Origin of the sequence: Variovorax sp. dw_954 (assembly GCF_018449755.1) — a bacterium.
In the GTDB taxonomy this organism is placed as follows: Bacteria; Pseudomonadota; Gammaproteobacteria; order Burkholderiales; family Burkholderiaceae_C; genus Variovorax.
The window spans coordinates 19,170-39,243 of sequence record NZ_JAAVVD010000024.1; the positions used below are offsets into that span (position 1 = coordinate 19,170).

Annotated in this window: 23 protein-coding genes; 11 read left to right on the forward strand and 12 right to left on the reverse strand. The window is 67.7% G+C overall.

What is annotated here, in order from left to right; all coding sequences use genetic code 11:
* Positions 1 to 15 precede the first annotated feature (15 nt).
* The 4 genes from HB681_RS28880 to HB681_RS28895 are packed head-to-tail and all read right to left on the reverse strand — an operon-like array spanning position 16 to position 2,954.
* Entirely contained in the window at positions 16 to 810 is a 795-nt protein-coding gene (locus HB681_RS28880) for an alpha/beta hydrolase (RefSeq protein ID WP_213958322.1), read from the reverse strand.
* A 23-nt stretch (positions 811 to 833) separates the two neighbouring features.
* Entirely contained in the window at positions 834 to 1,736 is a 903-nt protein-coding gene (locus HB681_RS28885; protein ID WP_213958323.1) for a DUF808 domain-containing protein, read from the reverse strand.
* 25 nt (positions 1,737 to 1,761) lie between these two features.
* Entirely contained in the window at positions 1,762 to 2,436 is a 675-nt protein-coding gene (locus HB681_RS28890; RefSeq protein ID WP_213958324.1) for a PepSY-associated TM helix domain-containing protein, read from the reverse strand.
* Complete coding sequence (locus HB681_RS28895) at positions 2,436 to 2,954, reverse strand: GNAT family N-acetyltransferase (RefSeq protein ID WP_213958325.1); 519 nt, start codon at positions 2,952 to 2,954, stop codon at positions 2,436 to 2,438. The genes HB681_RS28890 and HB681_RS28895 overlap by 1 nt, the downstream gene beginning before the upstream one ends.
* A gap of 92 nt (positions 2,955 to 3,046) precedes the next feature.
* On the opposite strand from HB681_RS28895, the gene HB681_RS28900 reads away from it, so the two are divergent.
* The 3 genes from HB681_RS28900 to HB681_RS28910 are packed head-to-tail and all read left to right on the forward strand — an operon-like array spanning position 3,047 to position 3,787.
* Positions 3,047 to 3,199, forward strand: a complete 153-nt coding sequence (locus HB681_RS28900) for a hypothetical protein (protein WP_213958326.1) — start codon at positions 3,047 to 3,049, stop codon at positions 3,197 to 3,199.
* On the forward strand, positions 3,196 to 3,465 hold the full coding sequence (locus HB681_RS28905) for a VF530 family protein (RefSeq protein ID WP_213958327.1): 270 nt from the start codon (positions 3,196 to 3,198) through the stop codon (positions 3,463 to 3,465). The genes HB681_RS28900 and HB681_RS28905 overlap by 4 nt, the downstream gene beginning before the upstream one ends.
* A 10-nt stretch (positions 3,466 to 3,475) precedes the next feature.
* Positions 3,476 to 3,787 carry a 2Fe-2S iron-sulfur cluster-binding protein gene (locus HB681_RS28910; RefSeq protein WP_213958328.1) on the forward strand — a complete coding sequence of 104 codons (312 nt, stop codon included), beginning with the start codon at positions 3,476 to 3,478 and terminating at the stop codon, positions 3,785 to 3,787.
* A gap of 210 nt (positions 3,788 to 3,997) precedes the next feature.
* On the opposite strand, the gene HB681_RS28915 is transcribed toward HB681_RS28910, so the two are convergent.
* Positions 3,998 to 5,254: an MFS transporter gene (locus tag HB681_RS28915; protein WP_256354523.1), complete on the reverse strand. Its 1,257-nt coding sequence runs from the start codon at positions 5,252 to 5,254 to the stop codon at positions 3,998 to 4,000.
* 45 nt (positions 5,255 to 5,299) lie between these two features.
* Here HB681_RS28915 and HB681_RS28920 point away from each other — a divergent pair, with 45 nt between their 5' ends.
* Positions 5,300 to 5,965: an RluA family pseudouridine synthase gene (locus HB681_RS28920; protein WP_213958329.1), complete on the forward strand. Its 666-nt coding sequence runs from the start codon at positions 5,300 to 5,302 to the stop codon at positions 5,963 to 5,965.
* A 46-nt stretch (positions 5,966 to 6,011) separates the two neighbouring features.
* On the opposite strand, the gene HB681_RS28925 is transcribed toward HB681_RS28920, so the two are convergent.
* From HB681_RS28925 to egtB, 5 genes are all read right to left on the reverse strand, one after another.
* A complete protein-coding gene (locus tag HB681_RS28925; RefSeq protein WP_213958330.1) occupies positions 6,012 to 6,449 on the reverse strand; it encodes a universal stress protein in 438 nt (145 codons plus the stop codon).
* A gap of 151 nt (positions 6,450 to 6,600) precedes the next feature.
* Entirely contained in the window at positions 6,601 to 7,344 is a 744-nt protein-coding gene (locus tag HB681_RS28930; protein ID WP_213958331.1) for a 2OG-Fe dioxygenase family protein, read from the reverse strand.
* Positions 7,345 to 7,385: 41 nt separating this feature from the next.
* Positions 7,386 to 7,667: a DUF427 domain-containing protein gene (locus tag HB681_RS28935; RefSeq protein ID WP_213958332.1), complete on the reverse strand. Its 282-nt coding sequence runs from the start codon at positions 7,665 to 7,667 to the stop codon at positions 7,386 to 7,388.
* Between the two features lie 126 nt (positions 7,668 to 7,793).
* Positions 7,794 to 8,777, reverse strand: coding sequence for an L-histidine N(alpha)-methyltransferase (gene egtD / locus HB681_RS28940; RefSeq protein WP_213958333.1), 984 nt, complete (start codon positions 8,775 to 8,777; stop codon positions 7,794 to 7,796).
* Between the two features lie 3 nt (positions 8,778 to 8,780).
* Complete coding sequence (gene egtB / locus HB681_RS28945; protein ID WP_213958334.1) at positions 8,781 to 10,034, reverse strand: ergothioneine biosynthesis protein EgtB; 1,254 nt, start codon at positions 10,032 to 10,034, stop codon at positions 8,781 to 8,783.
* A gap of 168 nt (positions 10,035 to 10,202) precedes the next feature.
* On the opposite strand from egtB, the gene HB681_RS28950 reads away from it, so the two are divergent.
* Positions 10,203 to 11,564: an NAD(P)/FAD-dependent oxidoreductase gene (locus HB681_RS28950; protein ID WP_213958335.1), complete on the forward strand. Its 1,362-nt coding sequence runs from the start codon at positions 10,203 to 10,205 to the stop codon at positions 11,562 to 11,564.
* Positions 11,565 to 11,683: 119 nt separating this feature from the next.
* The gene (locus tag HB681_RS28955; protein WP_213958336.1) at positions 11,684 to 12,079 is read left to right on the forward strand and encodes a hypothetical protein; all 396 of its coding nucleotides are present in this window, start codon (positions 11,684 to 11,686) and stop codon (positions 12,077 to 12,079) included.
* Positions 12,080 to 12,182: 103 nt separating this feature from the next.
* Here HB681_RS28955 and HB681_RS28960 read toward each other — a convergent pair whose 3' ends face one another.
* Positions 12,183 to 13,880 carry a long-chain fatty acid--CoA ligase gene (locus HB681_RS28960; protein ID WP_213958337.1) on the reverse strand — a complete coding sequence of 566 codons (1,698 nt, stop codon included), beginning with the start codon at positions 13,878 to 13,880 and terminating at the stop codon, positions 12,183 to 12,185.
* A 167-nt stretch (positions 13,881 to 14,047) separates the two neighbouring features.
* On the opposite strand from HB681_RS28960, the gene HB681_RS28965 reads away from it, so the two are divergent.
* Together HB681_RS28965 and HB681_RS28970 are read left to right on the forward strand one after the other, a co-directional pair.
* Positions 14,048 to 14,485, forward strand: coding sequence for an OsmC family protein (locus HB681_RS28965; protein WP_213958338.1), 438 nt, complete (start codon positions 14,048 to 14,050; stop codon positions 14,483 to 14,485).
* A gap of 258 nt (positions 14,486 to 14,743) precedes the next feature.
* A complete protein-coding gene (locus HB681_RS28970; RefSeq protein WP_213958339.1) occupies positions 14,744 to 15,898 on the forward strand; it encodes an SGNH/GDSL hydrolase family protein in 1,155 nt (384 codons plus the stop codon).
* A 141-nt stretch (positions 15,899 to 16,039) separates the two neighbouring features.
* Here the strand turns inward: HB681_RS28970 and HB681_RS28975 are convergent, their stop codons facing one another.
* The gene (locus HB681_RS28975) at positions 16,040 to 16,885 is read right to left on the reverse strand and encodes an isocitrate lyase/phosphoenolpyruvate mutase family protein (RefSeq protein ID WP_345944773.1); all 846 of its coding nucleotides are present in this window, start codon (positions 16,883 to 16,885) and stop codon (positions 16,040 to 16,042) included.
* A 130-nt stretch (positions 16,886 to 17,015) separates the two neighbouring features.
* Between HB681_RS28975 and HB681_RS28980 the strand changes: the two genes are divergently transcribed.
* From HB681_RS28980 to HB681_RS28990, 3 genes are all read left to right on the forward strand, one after another.
* Positions 17,016 to 17,567 (forward strand): DUF1439 domain-containing protein, encoded by a 552-nt coding sequence (locus tag HB681_RS28980; protein ID WP_256354522.1) that lies wholly within the window; start codon positions 17,016 to 17,018, stop codon positions 17,565 to 17,567.
* Complete coding sequence (locus tag HB681_RS28985; RefSeq protein ID WP_345944774.1) at positions 17,564 to 18,556, forward strand: glycerophosphodiester phosphodiesterase; 993 nt, start codon at positions 17,564 to 17,566, stop codon at positions 18,554 to 18,556. Before HB681_RS28980 ends, HB681_RS28985 begins: the two co-directional genes overlap by 4 nt.
* A 188-nt stretch (positions 18,557 to 18,744) precedes the next feature.
* The gene (locus HB681_RS28990) at positions 18,745 to 20,013 is read left to right on the forward strand and encodes an extracellular solute-binding protein (protein WP_213958342.1); all 1,269 of its coding nucleotides are present in this window, start codon (positions 18,745 to 18,747) and stop codon (positions 20,011 to 20,013) included.
* Positions 20,014 to 20,074: the final 61 nt, after the last annotated feature.

Consider the following 20,074-nt stretch of genomic DNA (forward strand, 5'->3'; position numbering starts at 1 on the left):
CGCTGAAGGCCCGACCTATTTGTCGAGGATCCACGCGGAGATCTGCTGGACGACTTCGCGCTCCAGCCCGTTGAAGCCGTGATAGGCCATGGCTTCGCAGGGATCGCCCTTGTTCTCGCCGCCATTGAAGCTCAGCAGTTCCTTGCGCGGTGAGTTCGCGAGCTTGGCCATGAGCGCGGGCACTTCGGCAAAGGGGCAAGACGCGCAGCCATCCTGTTCGTGGTGCACGACGAGAACCGGCACGCGGATCTTTTCCAGCGGCATGGCCGGGACGGGCCGGCCGTTGTCGTCCTTGAGGACGGTCGAGGTCAGCACGATGCCGTCCGGCCCTTCGAGGCCCGATAGCCCGGTGGCGACGAAGGCCACGGACTGGGTTCCGCGACTCGTGCCCACGAGCCATACCGGCGCCTTCGATTGCTCGCGCATCCACGCGATGGCCGCGCGGACATCGGCCTCATGCTCCGGCTTCTGGCGAAAGCCGGCGAGGAAAGGTGGACGCTGGCGGTCCGAAGGCGCATCGATGACGGCGACCATGAGCCCCTGGTCTGCAAACAGCTGTCGCGCGCGGACCAGGAAGTTGCCGGCGCCCCAGTTGAACGAGCCATTGGGGTAGATCTGCAGGCCACCATGCCCACCGGCGAACAGGATCACCGCGGCCTTCGTGGTTGGCGGCGTCAGCACGAGCATTCGCTGCGTGACGCCGGGGCGGGTCGGGATATCGACCACCTGCTGCGTGGTCTGCGCCTGGACCTGCGAAGCAGCCAGTGCGATCAGAAGACCGGTGAGCCAAGCCTGGATCGAATTACGCATCGACGATACCTCCGGGGGCAACGCTACTTCTTCAAGACTTTCTTCACCACCTCGACCACTCCCAGCACCACGGCGCCGGCCACCACCCCCACCAGCCCATCCACTACCATCGTGAGCAGCGAGCCGCCTATCCCTCCGATGCCCGCGGCCCAAGCCTCCACGGCATGGCCCAGGGCCGGCACGCCATGGACCAGGATCGAGCCGCCCACCAGGAACATCGCGGCCGTGCCGGCCACCGACAGCGCCTTCATGAGCCAGGGTGCAAACGCCAGCAGCCCGCGACCCAGTGCGCGTTGGGCCGCGCCTGCACGCTGGCTCAGCCACAGGCCCGCGTCATCGAGCTTGACGATGCCCGCCACCAGGCCATAGACGCCCACGGTCATGATGATCGAGATGCCGACCAGCACCGTCAGCTTCGAGGTGAAGGGCTGGTCCGCCACGGTGCCCAGCGTGATGACGATGATCTCGGCGGACAGGATGAAGTCGGTGCGCACCGCGCCCTTGACCTTGTCCTTCTCCGCCGCGACCACGTCGATCTCAGGCTTGGCGATGGCATCGACGTGGTGCTTGACCTCGGCGTCGTGCTCGGCCTTGTGCAGGTACTGGTGCGCGAGCTTCTCCACGCCCTCGAAGCACAGGAACGCACCGCCCACCATCAGCAGCGGAATCACCGCCCATGGCAGGAAGGTGCCGATGAGCAGGGCCAGCGGCACCAGGATCGCCTTGTTGATGAACGAGCCCTTGGCCACCGCCCATACGACGGGCAGCTCGCGGTCCGCCTTGACGCCGGACACCTGCTGCGCATTCAGCGCCAGGTCGTCGCCGAGCACGCCCGCAGTCTTCTTGGCCGCCACCTTGGTGAGCATGGCGACGTCGTCGAGCACCGTGGCAATGTCATCCAGCAGCAGAAAAAGGCTCGCGGCCATCGGCAACTCCCTTGCAAGCGAAAAATCAGAGATTCGTCAGCGCCAGCGTCAGCAACGCAGCCACCGACAGGCCGAAGATGCTCAGGCCCAGCTTGCGGCGCCGATGCGTCAGCAGCCACAAGGTCACGCCGGAAAGCGACAGGAAGATCAGGCTGCCGGCCAGCGTGTCGATCAGCAATATCCACGCCACCGGCATGCCGTTGCCCTTGTGCATGCTGGTGAGCGTGGCGATCAGGCCATTGCTCGTGGTGGCCACGCCGACCGAGCGGTTGCCTTGCCAAAAGTCGACCTGCACCGTCTCGCGCGGTCCGCCGAAGTTGAAGATCCAGTGCGCAGGCTGCGTGAGTGCGGGCGCGGTCTTGTCGCCCTTCTCGGCCCAGGCCACGGCGCGGCCGGGTTCGATGCGTGTGTTGTTCGGCGGGGCCTTCAGGCGCAGCGCATCCTGCAGCCACGCGGCCATGGCCTCCGGCGTCTCGGGCACCGGATCGGGCAACGCCAGTTGCGCGCGGCTGCGTTCCTGTGCCTGGGGCAGCTTGAGCACGTTGCGATGGTTGAGCCAGATGCCGCTGAAGCCCATCACCAGGCCCAGCACGGCGCCCCAGAGGCCGAACCAGCCATGCATGTCGCGCAGCCAGCGCACCAGCGCCGTGCGACGCTGCTGACTCGTGTCGCGCGCGGTAACCGCGGTGGTGGCTTCCATCAGGCGACGCTGCGCTTGAGGCGGACTTCCTCGATCTTGATGCCGCCGACGGAGGTGGTGCGGGCCGTCTTCATCTCGCGCTTGAAGCCGGCGAGTTCATGGAAGCGGATCGCGCGGTCGTTGCGCAGCGGCACCCAGATGGTGACGGAGGTGCAGCCCTCTTCTTCCAGGCCTTCGCGGGCGGCATCCCACAGCGCGACGCCCACACCCTTGCCCCAGTGCTCGGGCTTGACGTAGATGGCCCAGATCTCGCCGGCGGTGGACGGTGTCTTGGGGTCGCGCGAGCGGTCGAAGCCGACGAAGCCGACGACCTGGCCGTCGAGTTCGGCCACGTGGACCTGGGGCTCGCTGAACTCGATGGCTTCGCGCCACTTGGCCTCGCGCGTGGCCGGGGCCAGCGCCTTCAATTGGTCTTCGGGCAGCAGGCCCTCGTAGGCGGCGCGTGCGGCGGCGGCATGGACTTCGGCGACAGCGCGGGAATCGCTCATCTCGGCGGGGCGAACTTGGTAATCAGACATGGATCGAACAACAAACGGAATCGGGGCGCTATTGTCGCTGCCCCGCTAAACTGCCTTGCTTCTTATCCCCTGCACCCCCAACGGAGTTCGTCATGGCCAAAGGTCAACAAAAAACCAACAAGGAATCGAAGAAGCCCAAGAAGGACACTTCGCCCCCCAAGGCGCCAGCGGCCGGCGGCGGCGAACTGGTGCGTCCCACCGTCACCACCGCGGTGATCCCGCGCGGCAAGCTCAAGAACAAGTGAGCGAATCGCCGCCCGCCCAGCCACGCAACCCGCTGCACGGGCTGACGCTGGAAGCCATCGTCACCGCGCTGGCGGATCACTATGGTTGGGAAGGGCTCGGCGAGCGCATTCCAGTGCGCTGCTTCACGCATGACCCGAGCGTCGGGTCGAGCCTCAAGTTCCTGCGCAAGACACCGTGGGCGCGGGAGAAAGTCGAAAGCCTCTACCTCTTCATGCTGCGCGACATCCGCCGCAACCGGCTTGCGGAGCCCGGCGACGATCCATGAGCATGACCCGATGAGCGAAGAAGTTCCAGCGCTCCCACGCTGGACCGTGCGCGTAGAGCCGGCCGGCTATGCCTTCGACGCCGCACCCGGCCAGAGCCTGCTGCGCGCGGCGCAACAGGCCGGCGTGGAACTGCCCAGTTCGTGCCGCAACGGCACCTGCCGCACCTGCCTGTGCCGCATGCTCGAGGGCAGCATCCGCTACCAGATCGATTGGCCCGGCGTGAGCGTCGACGAACGTGACGAGGGCCTGATCCTGCCCTGCGTGGCCGAGGCCACGAGCGACCTCACGCTCGACGTTCCGCTCGCCTACCGGTTCCTGTAGCAACGGCTTTCATGAACGGCCGCCCTGTGCATGGCGGGCCGCGCTTCCCTGTATTGCCTCTTGCGTTCGCATGTGAGGGGGCACATCGTCGCAACCGGTCAGTCTCCGGGCCCGCAAGCGCACCGGGCGCCTCCGGGGTCGCCGGACACCTGCGCTACGCCGTAACCCTGGAGGCTGCGGATAGCCGCAGGATCCTCGCGGCTGCCGCGGCTATTTCCTGGATGGCGTCGCGTCGGCCGTCGCCACGATCCGGTCGCGCCTGGCCAGGGATGGAAACAGCCACAGCCAGCCCACCGCCACCAGCACCGTGCCCACGCCGCCCGCCACCACCGAGCCCACCGGGCCGAGCAAGGCGGCGGTGGCGCCCGATTCGAACTCGCCCAGCTGGTTGCTCGCGCCGATGAAGATCGAATTCACCGCACTCACACGGCCACGCATCTCGTCGGGCGTTTCCAGTTGCACCAGCGTCTGCCGGATCACGACATTGACCATGTCCGCGCCGCCGGACACCGCCAGCGCCAGCAGCGACACGACGAAGTTCTGCGAAATGCCGAACACGATCATGCAGACGCCGAAGGCCGCCACCGCCGCCAGCAGGGTGCGGCCGACCTTGCGCTCGATGGGCCGGCGCGTCAGCGCGATCGAGGTCAGCAGCGCCCCCACGGCGGGTGCGCCACGCAGCAGGCCCAGGCCCCAAGGCCCGGTGTGCAGGATGTCCTTGGCATAGATCGGCAGCAGCGCCACCGCGCCGCCCAGAAGCACCGCGAACAGGTCGAGCGAGATCGCGCCGAGCACGGTCTTGCGACGCCAGATGAAGTCCACCCCCGCGAACAGCGTCTGCAGCGTGACCGGCGCCTTGGGCGGCGGCGCATGGGCATAGCGCAGCCGCGCCACCAGCACGCCGCCCGCGACGAACAGCAGCATGCAGGCGCCATAGACCACGCTGATGCCGGCCACGAACAGCAGCCCGCCGATGGCCGGACCCGCGATGATCGCGCCCTGCGTGCCGGCCGAGCTGAAAGCCATCGCACGCGGCAGCATGATCGGCGGCACCAGCATCGGCGTGAGCGCCTGCTGGGCCGGCATCTGGAAGGCCCGCACCGCGCCCAGCACCAGCGACAGGCCCAGCAGCAGCCCGCGCGAATCGAGTTGCAGGCGGCCGGCGACCAGCAAGGTCAGCGCCACTGCCGCCTGCACGGAAAGACACGCGGCCACGATGCGTCCGCGATGGTGCCGGTCGACGATGTGGCCGGCGTAGAGCGCCAGCAGCAGCGCCGGCACGAACTGGAAAAGACCGACCAGGCCCAGGTCCCACGCCTTGCCAGTGAGGTCGTACATGTGCCATCCGATGGCCACCATCAGCATCTGCGTGCCGGCCGTGCCGAACAGGCGCGACATCCACATGTGCATGAAGGACCGCTCGCGCGTGAGCTCGGAAAATCCTGGGGCGGCTTGGGGCTCGGGCATCGCTTCGAGGATAGCCGAGCACCCACACCCCTAAACTGACCGCCGATGATTCCCCGCGATCACGAAGCCCACGACACTGTCCGCGCGATTCACGAGGATGCGCACCTGCTGGTCCTCGACAAGCCCGCCGGCCTGCTCTGCGTGCCGGGCCGCGGCCCGGACAAGCAGGACTGCCTGAGCGCGCGTGCCCGGCAGCGATGGCCCGATGCGCTGGTCGTCCATCGGCTCGACATGGCCACCAGTGGCCTGGTGCTGATGGCGCGCAGCGCGCCGATGCAGCGTGCGCTGGGCGATGCCTTCGCGGAACGCCGCGTGGACAAGCGCTACGAGGCGGTGGTCGACGGCCTGCTGCCCGTGTCGGCGGACTGGGCCCTGATCGACGCCCCGCTGATCGCCGACTGGCCGCGCCGCCCCCTGCAGAAGATCGATGCCGCCGGCAAGCCGAGCCAGACGCGCTGGCGCGCCCTGCGCCAGGGGCACGACGCCACGCACGTGGAACTGGAACCGCTCACCGGCCGCTCGCACCAGTTGCGCGTGCACCTGCTGTCGATCGGCCATCCGATCCTCGGCGACGCGCTGTATGGGAGCGACGCGGTGCAGGCCCGCGCGCCGCGCCTCCTGCTGCATGCCACGTCGCTGGCCTTCACGCATCCCGCGACGCAGGAGCCGATGCGTTTCGAAAGCCCGGTCCCTTTCTTCATCCCGGACTGACCGTCGCGATCAAGCGAGGCTGCGCGCAGGCGCCTCGGGGTATGGGTCAGGTCTTGACGACGAGCACCGGCATGTGCGCGTCTTGCAGCACGCGCTGCGTCACGCTGCCGAGCAGCAGCTTCTCGATGCCCGAGCGCCCGTGCGAACCCATCACGATCAGGTCGGCGCCGATGGCATGGGCCGTGTCGGTGATTCCTTCATGCACCACGTGGCCGTCGATGACGCGCTGGTCGCTGTGCAGGCCCTCGGCCGCGAGCGCGGCCACGCCGCGCGCGAGCGCCGCATTGGCGCTGGTGGTGGCCGCGGCAAGGTATTCGTTCTGGCCCAACGCATAGTCCGCGCCGACGCCGATGAAGGGGTAGTTGTCGATCACGTGGATCAGCGTGATGCGGCTGCCGAACGCCAACGCAAGCGCGCTGGCCTTGCTGACCGCGGTCATCGAAGTCTCGGAGCCGTCGATCGGAACCATGATGTGATTGAACATGACCACCTCTCCTTCTTGCATGCGGTGCGCAGATCAATTTAACGTGCAGCGGGCACGGTGAATGTAGGACCGCAACAGCAAGCCCACAAGCCCGGCCAACCCTCGGGCGCGCACTTTGGCGGCCCACGCAAGTCGCGGGCCATGCAGGATGTCAGCTGTCGTCGCCCTGGAAGGCGCCGGCCCTGCAGGTGACGACAAGGGTGTCGCGCCAGCCGCCATGGTTCTCGTTCCAGGGCTGGATCGGGGTGGACTCGTGGATGACGCGGGCATCGTCGAGCAGCAACAGGCTCCAAGGCTGGGTCATCGTGAAACGCTCGCCGCGCCGGCCGTTGGCCTCGAAAACACGCGTCTCGCCACCCTTGACGTTGTGCCTGCCGACCAGCGCCACCGCCACCAGGTCGACGCCGTCGCGGTGCGCGCCCTCGGGCGTGGGCCGCCCGATGCCGCCCGCGGTGTCGATGCGGAACTGGTGCGCCTCCACGAACCAGGTCCGCGCACCGCGCAAGGTGCTGGCGGCATGCGCCAGGCTCAGCATCAGTTGCTGCCACGCCGGCTGCACCAGCGTGTGCGCCTCCATCGGCGCGAACCAGCGCTGCATGCCGCCATGCAGCGCGTTGTATTCCACCGGCTGCCAATGGGCGCGGTGCGGCACCAGGTGAAGCACATCGCTGGCCACTGTGAAGCAGGCGTGGCGGCGCTGCCGGTAACGGCCGCCGTCCTTCAGGTAGTCGTCAGGCGGCAGGGTGTCCCAGTCCGGATGCATCGCGTCGAGTTCGTCGAGCGAATGCCCGATCCATTCGGCCACGGCATCCGGGTCCAGCACGGCATAGCCGTCTTCGCGCAGCGCGGTGTCGAGCTGGGCGGGCGAGCAGAAGCGCGGTGCGAACTCCGTCATGGGCGTGCAACCCCGCGCCCTGCACTGTCGTGGGCGCGCATCTACGCCGAGACCTTCACGCCCTTCCAGAACGCCACGCGGTCACGAACTTCTTCGGCCTCGGGCTTCGGGTCGGCGTAGTACCAGGCGGCGTCGGCGTTGAGTTCGCCGTTGACGAGCAGCGAGTAGTAGTTGGCCGAGCCCTTCCAGGGACAGGTGGTCCGGTGGTTGCTGAAGGTGACGAAATCGCGATTCAGCGACGTGATCGGGAAGTAGTGGTTGCCCTCGACCACGACGGTGTCGTCACTCTCGGCGATGGTGGCGCCGTTCCAGGTTGCTTTCATGTAGATGCCTTGCGACGGACTGCCTCTGGCGAGGCATGCGCCCCCTCGGGGGCAGCGATTGCACGCAGTGATGAGCGTGGGGGCGCCCATCTTATCCGGGCGCATCCCGCGCTGCGCGGGCAGCGCCTATTGCGCCGTCGCGACGGGCAGCCAGTGCACGCTGAACAGGCGCTCCGCATCGGTCCACACCGGCCCGATGCCGAAGCCCGCCTTCACCGCCAGCGTGCGCAGCCCGTCGATGCTGAACTTGTGCGAGTTCTCGGTGTGGATGGTCTCGCCTTCGGCAAAGGTGAAGCGCTCGCCGAGCAGGTTCACCGCGTGCGCGCGCCTGCTCACCAGGTGCATCTCGACGCGCTGCAGCGGCGCGTTGTAGAAGGCCGCGTGGGTGAAGTTGCCGGGGTGGAAGTCGGCCCCCAGCTCGGCGTTGGCGCGGTGCAGCAGGTTGACGTTGAAGGCCGCGGTCACACCCTGCGCATCGTTGTAGGCCTCGTGCAGCAGCGCTGGGTCCTTGATCAGGTCCACGCCCAGCAGCAGGCCGCCGCCGCGCAGCATGCGCGCGGCGCTCTGCAGGAAGGCGAGCGCTTCCTCGGGGCTGAAGTTGCCGAGCGTCGAGCCGGGGAAGAAGCCGACGCGGCGGCCACCGTCCATCGCCGGCGCGGGCAGCGCGAAGCGGCGCGTGTAGTCGGCCACGACGGGGACGACTTCCAGGCCCGGGTAGTCGGCGCGCAGGCGCGCCACCGCGCCTTCGAGATGCTCGCCCGAGATGTCGATGGGCAGGTAGCGCCTGGGCGTTTCCAGCGCGTCGAGCAGCAGGCGCACCTTGGTCAGCGACCCCGCGCCGAACTCGACGATCTCCGCCGCCGGCCCGATGTGGTTGGCGATCTCCGCGGCCCGGTCCGTGAGGATGCGCAGCTCGGTGCGCGTCGGGTAGTACTCCGGCAGCGCGCAGATGCGGTCGAACAGCGCCGAACCGGTCCCGTCGTAGAAGTACTTCGGCGGAATGCTGCGCGGCCTGCCGGCCAATCCCCTGAGCATGTCCTGCGCAAAGTCGGAAAGCGGCTGCTCCTGCAGGGCCGGCAGCGAGTCGAGGTCGAAGGATGGATTTCGCATGTCTCAATGCCCCCGCGCGAGCCGCAGCCCGGTGAACTGCCAGCGCGCGGCCGGCGGGAAGAAGTTGCGATAGGTCGCGCGCGCATGCCCGTCCGGCGTGGCCGAACTGCCGCCGCGCAACACCAGTTGCCCGACCATGAACTTGCCGTTGTATTCGGCCGCGATGCCGGGCAGCGGACGGAAGCCGGGGTAGGGGTCGTAGGAGGAACGTGTCCACTGCCAGACATGCCCGGTGAGCTGCCGCATGCCGGGCAGGGTGCTCGCGGCTTCCCATTCGAACTCGGTCGGCAGCCGCGCGCCGGCCCATTCGGCATATGCGGCGGCTTCGTAGAAGCTCAGTTGCGCCACCGGGGCCTCGGGCTCCAGGGGGCGCAGGCCGTGCACGCCGAAGACATGCCAGCCCGCCGCATTGCCGCCACCGTGCAGCGCCATGCGCGGGTCATCCGGCGGCAGCCAGTACGCCGGGCAGCGCCAGGCCTGCGCCTGCACCGCAGCCCAGCCATCGGAGAGCCACAGCTCGGGCCGCTGGTAGCCGCCGTCGGCAATGAACTGGGCATAGTCGCCGCAGGTCACCAGCCGGTCGGCCATCTCGAAAGGCCGCAGCAGCACCTGGTGGCGAGGCGTCTCGTTGTCGAAGGAGAAGCCCTCGCCTCCGTGGCCCACTTCGACCAGGCCGCCTGCATGCCGCAGCCAGCGCACCGGCGCCGGCACGGCCGCCAGCCTCAGCGCGGGGCCGGATGCAGGCCGGTAAGCCGGCAACATCGGGTTGCACGACAACGCATGGAGGATGTCGGTCACCAGCAGCTCCTGATGCTGCTGTTCATGCTGCAGTCCCAGCGTGACGATCGCCTCGACATCCGGCCAGGCCTGGCCGCCCGGCTGTCTCAGCAGCGCATCCACGGCCTCGTCCACATGCGCGCGATAGCCGCGCACTTCCTCGACGGAAGGCCGAGTCAGCAAGCCTCGCTGCGGCCTTGGATGGCGAGGGCCGAGGGCCTCGTAGTAGGAGTTGAAAAGGTAATGAAAGCGGGTGTCGAAAGGACGATAGCCGACGGCATGCGGCTGCAGCAGCACGGTCTCGAAGAACCAGGTGGTGTGGGCCAGGTGCCATTTGGTCGGACTCGCGTCCGGCATCGACTGGATGCACTGGTCCTCGGGCGACAACGGCGCAGCCAGGGCGAGGCTGTGGGCACGCACGGCGCGGTACTGCTGGCGCAGGGTGTGTGCCGCCTGCGCAAGCGGCTTGTCCGGATTCATGCGGTCTCCGATCGCGGGCAAAGCGTGTTTGTAGCCGATTGGGTTGATCGATGCGCGTAGGACGAATTCGCGCAGGCGCCGGGCGGTGGTCAAACCTTTGGGCTACGTCGGGCAAATCGGCCCTGTAACCGATGGTGAATCCCCAGTGGCGACATGGATAATCCGCCGATGAGCACCCTGCCCTCCCCCACTGCGCGTCCTCACATCGTCATCATCGGCTGCGGCTTCGGCGGGCTGGAAGCGACACGGGCGCTGCAGCGGGCGGATGTCGACATCACCGTCATCGAGCGCACCAACCACCACCTGTTCCAGCCACTGCTCTACCAGGTGGCCACGGCCGGCCTGGCGGCACCCTCGATCTCGGCGCCGTCGCGCAGCCTGTTCCGCAACCAACGGAACATCACGACGCTGATGGCCGAAGTCAGCGGCTTTGCGCCGGCCACGCGCGAGGTGATCCTGGCCGATGGCCAGCGCATCGGCTATGACCATCTGGTGGTGGCTGCGGGCACCACGCACAGCTACTTCGGCCACGACGACTGGGCGGCCCATGCACCGGGCCTGAAGACGCTGGCGGACGCATTCACCGTGCGCGGCAAGGTGCTCTTTGCCTTCGAGGCGGCGGAGCGGGAGTCCGATCCGGCAAAGCGCCGCGCCATGCTCACCTTCTGCGTGATCGGGGCGGGCCCGACCGGCGTCGAGATGGCCGGCACGATGGTCGAGATCGCGCGACACACCCTGAAAGGCGAGTTCCGCCACATCGATCCGGCCGAATCGCGGGTGCTGCTGATCGAGGGCGGCTCGCGCGTGCTGCAAGCCATGCCGGCAAGCCTGAGCCAGAAGGCGCAGGCGCATCTGGAGGATCTGGGCGTGGAGGTGCAATTGAACGCCAAGGTCACCGCCATCGACGCCGAGGGCCTGAGCTTCCAGACGGGTGGCGGCGCGGACGGCGCGGCACCCAGCGTGCAAAGGATCGACAGCCACTGCGTGGTGTGGGCCGCGGGCGTGACCGGGTCGCCGCTGGGACGCATCCTGGGTGAGTCTCTGGGCATGAGCGTCGACCGTGCGGGCCGCCTCAAGGTCGAGCCCGACCTGGCCCTCGCCGGCCACCCCGAGATCAGCGTGGTGGGCGACCTGGCCGCCGCCATGAGCTACCCCAAGGGCAAGGAGCCCAAGCCGGTGCCCGGCGTGTCGCCCGGGGCCAAGCAGATGGGCCGCACCGCTGCCGCCAACATCCTGCGGCGGCTCAAGGGCCAGCCGACCGAGCAGTTCCGCTACGCCGACTACGGCAACCTGGCCACCATCGGCCGCAACGCCGCGGTGGTCGACCTGAGCACCCCCTTCGGCCCGCTGCGTTTCAGCGGCCGCATGGCCTGGCTGTTCTGGCTGTTCGCGCACGTGTACTTCCTGATCGGTTTTCGCAACCGGCTGATCGTGCTGATGGACTGGGCCAGCGCCTATGGCACCTACCAGCGCAGTGCGCGGGTGGTGCCCGAGACGCTGCCGGAGCACCGGCCGAAAGACCACGCCTGAGGCGCCGGGGGCGATTCGCGCCCAGGCGCACCGCATCGCCCTCCCGGAGATTTTTCCTTCGCAAGCACGGACATTTCCGCGATGCGCCATGCCGGGTTCCTGCATCGGAAGACGCACGGATGGCGCCCAATCCAGGTTCGCTGGGTCAGTCGAGCCAAGACATCGACCTGAGCACTTCAGCCCGCCTCGGGCGGGTCGTCTTTTTCAGGGAAATTCAAATGAACGACGTTATCGATCAAAAGGGTCAAAAGGACCAGGGCACCACCGCCCTGTTCGACACCGCACTGGCCCTCATCGGGGCATGGATTGAGATCCTGCAGGCCGAGATCCGCTCGCACTGCACTTCCGCCCGCCCGCTGAGCAAGCAGATCCACCCGCTGACGCGAAAGGTTGCCGAGGCCGTCACCGTGGGCCGCAAGCTGCGCCGCAACGACCTCGCCGCCATTACCGCAACGATCGACTTCTATACCTCGCTGATCGAGGCGCGCCGGCAGGAGGAATCACATGCTGCCTGAGGATCCGCTGCTGTTGATCGGCTTCCAGATCTTCATCGGCCTGTGGACCGCGCTGGGGTTGGCGGTCGCGCACCTGGGGTGAGCACGGCCACCTGCCTGCCGCTCACCCCTTCGCCGTCGCCTCCGCCTCCTGCAGCAGCCGCCACATCACCTTGCCGCTCCCGCTCTTCGGCAGCGCATCGACGAACTGCACCTTGCGCGGGATCTTGTAGACCGCCATGTTCTCGCGGCACCAGTCGATGATCTCCTGCTCGGTGGTGTCCTGGTGCGTGGCGCGCAGCACGATCACGGCCTTGACCGATTCGCCGCGGTAGTCGTCCTTCGTGGCGATGACGCAGGCTTCCTGGATCGCGGGGTGCTTGAACATCAGCAGTTCCACCTCGGCCGGCCAGACCTTGAAGCCGCTCGCATTGATCATGCGCTTGAGCCGGTCGGTCATGAAGAAGTAGCCGTCCTCGTCCATGCGGCCCATGTCGCCGGTGCGGAAGAAGCGCTTGCCTTCGAATTCGACGAAAGCCGCGGCGGTCGCGTCCGGGCGCTTCCAGTAGCCCTGGAACACCTCGGGGCCGTGCGTGATGATCTCGCCCGATTCGCCGACCGGTAGCTCCTGCAAGGTCTCCGGGTCGACCACGCGCGAGTCGGTGCTCATGTACGGGATGCCCAGGCATTGCTGCTTCGGGTTCTCGAACGGGTTGGCATGCGAGGGCGCGGCGGTCTCGGTAAGGCCGTAGCCTTCCTGGTACTTGAGGCCGTAGGAATCCAGCAGGCGCTGCGCAATGGCCTGCGGCATGGCCGCGCCGCCACCGCCGATGTAGACGAGGCTGCTCAGGTCGTAGTTGGCGAAGTTGGGGCTGGCCAGCAGGTCGATGACCATGGTGGGGATATTGGTCCAGCTCGTGACCTTCCAGCGCGAGATCAGGCGGCCGGCCACGTCGCGGTCCCAGCGCGGCATGATGACCATGGTGCCGCCGAACACGATGGTCGTGTGCATCAGGCTCACGGTGCCGGTGATGTGGAACATCGGCACCACGGCCAGCATCACGCCTTCCGACGAACCCAGGCCCCAGAGCTGGCTGGCGAAGGCGTTGTGGTTGAGGCTCGAATGGTTGTGGATGCAGCCCTTGGGCAGGCCGGTGGTGCCGCTGGTGTAGGGCAGCAGCGCCATGTCGTTGGCGCCCACCACGTGTTCAGGGGGCGTGTGGCCTGCATTCAAGGCGTCGGTCCAGTGCATCGCCTGACCGCCGGCCAGCGCGGGCAGCGGGTGGCGCGTGAGCAGCCAGTCGCGCCAGGCCGCTGCCGGCGCCTCGTCGCCCGACACGTCGGTATCGAAGGTATCGGTGAACTGGGTCACGATCAGGTGGGCCAGCCGCTGATCCGCGGGCAGCGCGTCGCTGGCCTTGGCCAGTTCGGCTGCGAGGTCGCCGGTGGTGATCGCGACCTTGGCATCGGGGTCGACGATGTAGTGCTTCAGTTCCTCGGCCCGGTTCATCGGGTTGACCGGCACCACCACCGCATTGGCCCGCAGGATCGCGAAGTGCGCGATCACCAGTTGCGGGCAGTTCTGCATGTCGAGCACCACGCGGTCGCCGCGCTTCACACCGAGAGCATGCAGCGTGCCGGCCAAGCGTTCGGTTTGCGCCAGGAAGTCGCTGTAGGTGATGACGCGGCCGAAGAACACCAGCGCGGGCTTGTCGGGGTAGCGCGCGGCGCTGGTGGCCAGGTTGTGCCAGAGCGAGGTGGCGGGGACGGTGATGGATTTGGGCAGGCGGGCAGGCCAGAACTTGTAATGCGGGCGGTTCATTGGGTCTCCAGAGTCATCCGAGCCTACGCGGCAGCGCAGCATATTCGAATACGGGAAGCCCCCAAGGCGTCACTTCGGCGACCCGGACGGGATGCGCCGCATGACTACAGACAAGCTCCCCGCAACGGCTTACAACCGCTGGTCGTTCAACCCATCGAGGAGTCGAGATGCCCGAAAAGCATGCAAGCGTTCACTGGGAAGGCGCCGGCAAGACCGGCAAGGGCCAGATCAGCACGGAGACCGGCGCACTCAAGGCCTACCCCTACGGCTTCGCCAGCCGCTTCGAGGACGACCGCAAGGGCACCAACCCCGAGGAGATCCTCGGCGCGGCGCACGCGGGCTGCTTCACGATGGCCTTTGCGTTCGCGCTGGAAGGCGCCGGACTCGCGGCCACCAGCATCGACACCAAGGCCGCCGTGCGGCTGGTGAAGGACGGCGACGGCTTCAAGATCGATCGCATCGCGCTGGAACTCGAGGCCGCGATTCCCGGCATCGACGAGGCCACCTTCCAGAAGATCGCGGCCGGGGCCAAGGCCGGGTGCCCGCTGTCGAAGGCGCTGGCGAGCGTGCCGGAGATCACGATGAAGGCGACGCTCAAGACCTGATGTATTTGCAGGGGTGGCGCACACGTCGCCCCGTTGCCCGAACCCTGTTCGCGGGGGTCGTCCGCCGTCGTGCTACCGCGCGGTATGTTGCTTGCAAACATCAACTACCGGCGCACTTCATCGGGGATTTCCCCCGGCCTCATTCGATCTGTCATTCCGGCGACCCGGCCGTTACTTGACGCACTTCAAGAATCGGAGCGGGGCATGGCGTGCGCGCCATCTCCTTCCCTCGATCGATTGAAACCCGGAGACAGACAGATGAAGAAGAGCAGCGTCAAAGCCTTTCGCTTGACCGCCATGTGCGTGGTGTTGGGCAGCGGCCTCGTGGCCTGCGGCGGCGGTGGTGGTGGTGGAGGCTACAGCCTGCCCATCGTGACCACTCCCCAGAAAGCCGACACGCCGCCACCCGACACGCGCGTGGCAATCGCGTCGGTCACCGTCTTCGGCGACAGCCTGAGCGACGTGGGCACCTACAAGGCCGCCACCGGCGACCCGGCCAACCCCGGCAAGTTCACGGTCAACCCCGGCAAGGTCTGGGTCGAGAACATCGCCGACTTCTTCGGCCTGGGCGTGACGCCGAACCGCTCGCTCACGCTGGACGAAACCGCCAGCGGCGTCAAGGGCGCCGGCGTGGGCACGGCCACCGTGATCGGCGGCAACGGCTATGCGGAAGGCGGCGCGCGCGTCGACGCGCTGCCGAGCGAAAGCGGCATCGGCAACAACCAGATCGTGGCGCCGATCTCGCGCCAGATCACCAGCTACCTGGCCAGCCATGCCAAGTTTCCGGCCAGCGAGCTGGTCGTCCTCGACGGCGGCGGCAACGACACCTATGCGCAGTTCAGCTCGGTGTGCTGGGGCACCGACGACAACGGTCCGGGCACCGGCAGCGGCAACGCGACCATCGCCGGCGCGACCAGCGAGATCATGACCGCCGCCTATTCACAGGTCGCCAACATCAAGCGCATCCATGACAACGGCGCGCCGGTGGTGCTGGTGGCGGCGGCCTCCGACTGGAGCGGCAACCCCTTCGGCGCGCACTACCTGAGCGATGCCTACCAGGCCACGGGCTGCTACACCAAGGTGCCTGCGTCGCAGATCACCGCCTGGACCAACCAGTTCAACGCCATCCTCAAGGCCGGCATCGCGGGCATGGGCAACGTGGTCTACATGGACGCGGCGGCCGACTTCGCGGATGCCGTAGCCAACCCGTCGAAGTACGGCTTCGTGAACGTCGACACGCCCGCCTGCACGGTCGCCAGCGCCGCCTTGTGCACCGCCGCCACGCTGCGCGCGCCCGATGCCGCGACGACCTACCTGTGGTCCGATGCGTTCCACCCGACGCCGCGCGGGCACCAGATCTTCTCGGACGCGGCGCTCAATGCGCTCAAGGCATCAACGAAGAAGTCGTCGTGACGGATTGGATTGACGCTTGCTCAGAAGGTGTGAAGATTTCGTAGCGCAGGGCGCCTGCCGGGAGGCCGGTTCGCGGAGCGGAGCCGTACTCCAGTACGGCGAGCACCGCAGACCCGAGATCGGTGGCCGCAGTAGAAATATTCACACCTTCTCGCGGAACAGGCCGTTGAGCTCCACGCCCGATGCCGCGTCCGCGAACCCATCGAACCTGCCGCGTTCCGCCAGCCCGCGGGCGGCGCGCATGAAGCCGCCCCAGGCCGCGCGCGCCAACGCGCCGCCGACACTCACGCGCCGCACGCCCAGCGCCGCGATGTCATGCATCGTCAGGTCGCTGGCCGAGCCGACCAGCAGGTTGACCGGCTTGGGCGACACGGCCGCGACCACGATCTCGATCTGCTCGCGCGTGCGGATGCCGGGCGCGTAGAGGCAGTCGGCGCCGGCTTCCGAGTAAGCCTTGAGCCGGACCACGGCATCGTCCAGGTCCGGCCGGCCGGCGAAGAAGTTCTCGGCGCGGCCAATCAGCAAGGTGTCGCCGCCGGCCTTGTCGATCGCATGGCGGGCCGCCCGGATGCGGGCCACCGCCACCTCGATGTCCAGCAGCGGTTCGGCCGGGTCGCCGGTCGAGTCCTCGATCGACAGGCCGGCCACGCCGGTCTCGATGGCCAGGCGCACGCTTTCCGCGATACCCTGCGGGTCGGGCGCGAAGCCGCTCTCGAAGTCCGCGTTCACCGGCAGGTCGGTGGCGGCCACCATCTCGCGCAGGTGGTCCAGCACCATCTCGCGCGACATGTCGCCATCGGCACGGCCGAGCGACCAGGCACAGCCGGAACTCGTCGTGGCCAGCGCCTTGAAGCCCAGCGCCTTGAGATAGCGTGCGCTGCCCACGTCCCACGGGTTTGGAATGACGAAGCAGCCGCTGGCGTGCAGTTGCCGAAAGGCGCGGCGCCGGGCCGCGATGTCGGAGGAGGAAGGGGTCACGTTTGTCACCTCTGTGGCGTTATCCGGGGCCCATCGTAGCGGGCGAATCCACCCATGGCGCGGAACGTTTGCGCTGTGGCAAGCTCGACCTGCCATGGCTCATCGATCACCCGTCCTGCCTTTTTCGAGGCGCAGCCTCATGCGCGGCGTCCTCCGCGGCCTGTTCGGCGCCGCACTGGCGCCCACGCCGCTCGCCGCTTTCGCGGGCTTCAATTTCTTCACCAGCGAATACACCGCGAGCCGGGCGGAGCTGGAGGCACAGATCGTCAAGCGCTTTCCCGTCCAGCAGCGCTATGCGGAGATCTTCGAAGTGCTGCTGCGCGATCCGCGGCTCGCGCTCGATGCCCGCAACAATCGCGCCGCCATCTCGGCCATCGTGGTCATCGGCAGCCCGTTGATGCAGCCGTCCGCGGTCGGCGGCATCGTGTCGGTCAGCAGCGCGTTGAAGTACGACCCTGCCGCGCTGGCATTGCGGCTCGACCAGCCGCGCGCCGATCGCATCGAGCTGCAAGGCCTCGGCGGGCGCGACGCCGCGCGGCTGCAGCAAGTCGGCGGCCTGGTCGCGCAGGAGTTGCTGCGCGACTACCCGTTGCACACCTTCAAGCGCGAGGAGCTGACCGTGGGCCGCAAGACCTACGAGATCGGCGCGATCACGGTGCTGGACGATGGCATCAAGGTGGAGCTCAAGTGAAGCCTGAAATGACGGCGGGCGTTCGGTGGATGCCGGTGCTGGCATGTGCATTGCTGGCTGCGTGCATCGTGCCACCGGCCTCGCCCCCGGCCGGCTTCGACCTGCAGGCTCATCGCGGAGGCCGCGGCCTCGCGCCCGAGAACACGCTGGCCGCATTCCGTAATGCCATGCGACTCGGCGTGACCACGCTCGAACTCGACATCGGCCTCACGGCCGACAACGTGGTCGTCATCTCGCACGACACCGCGCTCAACCCCGACCACACCCGCGACGCGCAGGGCGCATGGTTGCCGGCCGTCGGCCCGGCCATCCGCACGATGACGCTGGCGCAAGTGCAGGGCTACGACGTCGGAAGGCTGAATCCGGACAGCAGCTACGGCAAGCCCTTTGCCACCCAGCAGCCCAGCGATGGCGAACGCATCCCGACACTGGCCGCCCTCTTCTCCATGGCCCGCGAACGCGGCGACGAGCGAATCCGCTTCAACATCGAGACCAAGGTCGACCCCACACGGCCGGAAGACACCGCCGCGCCCGAGCCGATGCTGCGCGCCTTGCTCGCCGAGATCGACAAGGCCGGCATGGCCTCGCGCGTGACCATCCAGAGCTTCGACTGGCGCACGCTCGCCCTGGTCGGCCAGCTCGCGCCGGACCTGCCGCGCGCCTACCTGAGCACCGCGCGAACCCTGCGCGACAGCCGCTGGACGCTCGGCCTCGATGCCGCCAGCTTCGGCTCCACGCCCTTGCTGGTGCAGGCCGCGTCCGCGGGCGGCAAGGCGCCGGTGATCTGGTCACCCGCTTTCAACGACCTGACTTCCGCGCAAGTACGGCAGGCCCACGCCCTGCGGATGACCGTGCTCCCCTGGACGGTGAACCAGCGCGCCGACATGCTGCGGCTGCTGGACATGGGCGTGGACGGCATCATCACGGACTTCCCGGATGTGCTGGCCGACGTGCTGCGCGAACGCGGCGCCGCGCGTTCGCCAGGCTGACGCGTTCCGTCCACGCAAGCCGCGCGCGGCGCATCCGTCTCACTGGTGGAACTCCCTACTGACGCCATGCGGCATCAGACACATCATCAATTCATACGACCTTGCAATCAAACGCATGACTGCGTTGGACCGCCTTGTTCTGCGCTTTATTGCAAGGTCGTATCACACCACCCCTATAGGGAGCCCCAGTGAAACTTGCAACGTTCCTGTCCCCGGCCGTCTTCGCCGCGACCGCACTGGCCGCGTTCAGCGCCATCGCCGCCGACGTCAACGTCCGCCTCATGCACGTCGACCAGAACCCCGACGTCACGACCTTCTACAACGACGTCGCGCGCCGCTTCGAGGCCACGCACCCCGGCGTGAAGGTGGAGATCCAGTACCTCGAGAACGAGTCGTACAAGAAGAAGCTCACCACGCTGCTGCAATCGCCGGACAAGCCGAACATCCTCTACAGCTGGGGTGGCGGCGTGCTGCGCGAGCAGGTCAGGGCCGGTGTCGTCGAAGACCTGACGACGCCGATGAACAGCGGCTGGAAAGACACGTTGATGGCCGCCTCGGTGCCGCCCTACGCAATCGACGGCAAGGTCTGGGGCGTGCCCTTCCAGACCTCGCAGGTCGGCTTCTTCTACAACAAGGACCTGTTCGCCAAGGCCGGCGTCGACGCCGCCTCCATCAAGACCTGGGACGACCTGCTCGGCGCGGTGAAGAAGTTCCAGGCCGCGGGCATCACGCCGATCATCGCGGGCGGCGGCGACAAGTGGCCGCTGCATTTCTACTGGTCGCACCTGGCCATCCGCATCGGCGGCAAGCCGGCCTTCGACGCCGCGCTGCGCAACGAGGGCAAGGGCTTCGCATCCGAGACCTTCGTCAAGGCCGGCGAGATGTTCAAGCAGCTGGCCGACCTCAAGCCCTTCCAGCCCGGCTACCTTGGCGCCACCTTCCCGCAGTCATCTGGCCAGTTCGGCGACGGCAAGGGCGCGATGGTGCTGATGCTCAACGGCATGCTCGGCTCGATGAAGGCCAACTCGGCCGACAAGGCCGGCATCCCCGACGACAAGCTCGGCTGGATGCCGTTCCCGACCGTGGCCGGCGGCAAGGGTGACCCGAGCGATACCCTTGGCGGCATGAATGGCTGGCTTGTCACCAAGGGCTCGCCACCCGCGACCGTCGAATTCCTGCGCTTCTTCATGGACGCCAGCAACCAGAAGATCGCGGCCGAGAAGGGCCTCTACATCCCGGTGGTAAACGGCACGCAGGAATCGATCAAGCGCCCGGTGCTGCGCCAGCTGGCGGAGAACGTGTCGAAGTCGAAGTACCACCAGATCTACTACGACCAGATGCTCGGCCCGTCGGTGGGCGCCGTCGTGAATGACGTCTCGGCCGACCTCGCGGCCGGCCGCACCACGCCTGCGGATGCTGCAAACGCAGTACAGCAGGCGTGGAAGCTGGCCAACTGATACGACCTCGCAATCAAACGCATCACTGCGTTGGATCGCCTTGCCGTGCTACAGCACTGTC

Coding starts and splice junctions, on each gene's coding strand:
- egtB (WP_213958334.1), bottom strand. CDS start 10,034: ATGAATCCGGACAAGCCGCTTGCGCAGGCGGCACACACCCTGCGCCAG.
- HB681_RS28970 (WP_213958339.1), top strand. CDS start 14,744: ATGAAGAAGAGCAGCGTCAAAGCCTTTCGCTTGACCGCCATGTGCGTG.
- HB681_RS28980 (WP_256354522.1), top strand. CDS start 17,016: ATGCGCGGCGTCCTCCGCGGCCTGTTCGGCGCCGCACTGGCGCCCACG.
- HB681_RS28950 (WP_213958335.1), top strand. CDS start 10,203: ATGAGCACCCTGCCCTCCCCCACTGCGCGTCCTCACATCGTCATCATC.
- HB681_RS28880 (WP_213958322.1), bottom strand. CDS start 810: ATGCGTAATTCGATCCAGGCTTGGCTCACCGGTCTTCTGATCGCACTG.
- HB681_RS28930 (WP_213958331.1), bottom strand. CDS start 7,344: ATGACGGAGTTCGCACCGCGCTTCTGCTCGCCCGCCCAGCTCGACACC.
- HB681_RS28925 (WP_213958330.1), bottom strand. CDS start 6,449: ATGTTCAATCACATCATGGTTCCGATCGACGGCTCCGAGACTTCGATG.
- HB681_RS28955 (WP_213958336.1), top strand. CDS start 11,684: ATGGCGCCCAATCCAGGTTCGCTGGGTCAGTCGAGCCAAGACATCGAC.
- HB681_RS28920 (WP_213958329.1), top strand. CDS start 5,300: ATGATTCCCCGCGATCACGAAGCCCACGACACTGTCCGCGCGATTCAC.
- HB681_RS28935 (WP_213958332.1), bottom strand. CDS start 7,667: ATGAAAGCAACCTGGAACGGCGCCACCATCGCCGAGAGTGACGACACC.
- HB681_RS28960 (WP_213958337.1), bottom strand. CDS start 13,880: ATGAACCGCCCGCATTACAAGTTCTGGCCTGCCCGCCTGCCCAAATCC.
- egtD (WP_213958333.1), bottom strand. CDS start 8,777: ATGCGAAATCCATCCTTCGACCTCGACTCGCTGCCGGCCCTGCAGGAG.
- HB681_RS28910 (WP_213958328.1), top strand. CDS start 3,476: ATGAGCGAAGAAGTTCCAGCGCTCCCACGCTGGACCGTGCGCGTAGAG.
- HB681_RS28885 (WP_213958323.1), bottom strand. CDS start 1,736: ATGGCCGCGAGCCTTTTTCTGCTGCTGGATGACATTGCCACGGTGCTC.
- HB681_RS28915 (WP_256354523.1), bottom strand. CDS start 5,254: ATGCCCGAGCCCCAAGCCGCCCCAGGATTTTCCGAGCTCACGCGCGAG.
- HB681_RS28900 (WP_213958326.1), top strand. CDS start 3,047: ATGGCCAAAGGTCAACAAAAAACCAACAAGGAATCGAAGAAGCCCAAG.
- HB681_RS28965 (WP_213958338.1), top strand. CDS start 14,048: ATGCCCGAAAAGCATGCAAGCGTTCACTGGGAAGGCGCCGGCAAGACC.
- HB681_RS28895 (WP_213958325.1), bottom strand. CDS start 2,954: ATGTCTGATTACCAAGTTCGCCCCGCCGAGATGAGCGATTCCCGCGCT.
- HB681_RS28890 (WP_213958324.1), bottom strand. CDS start 2,436: ATGGAAGCCACCACCGCGGTTACCGCGCGCGACACGAGTCAGCAGCGT.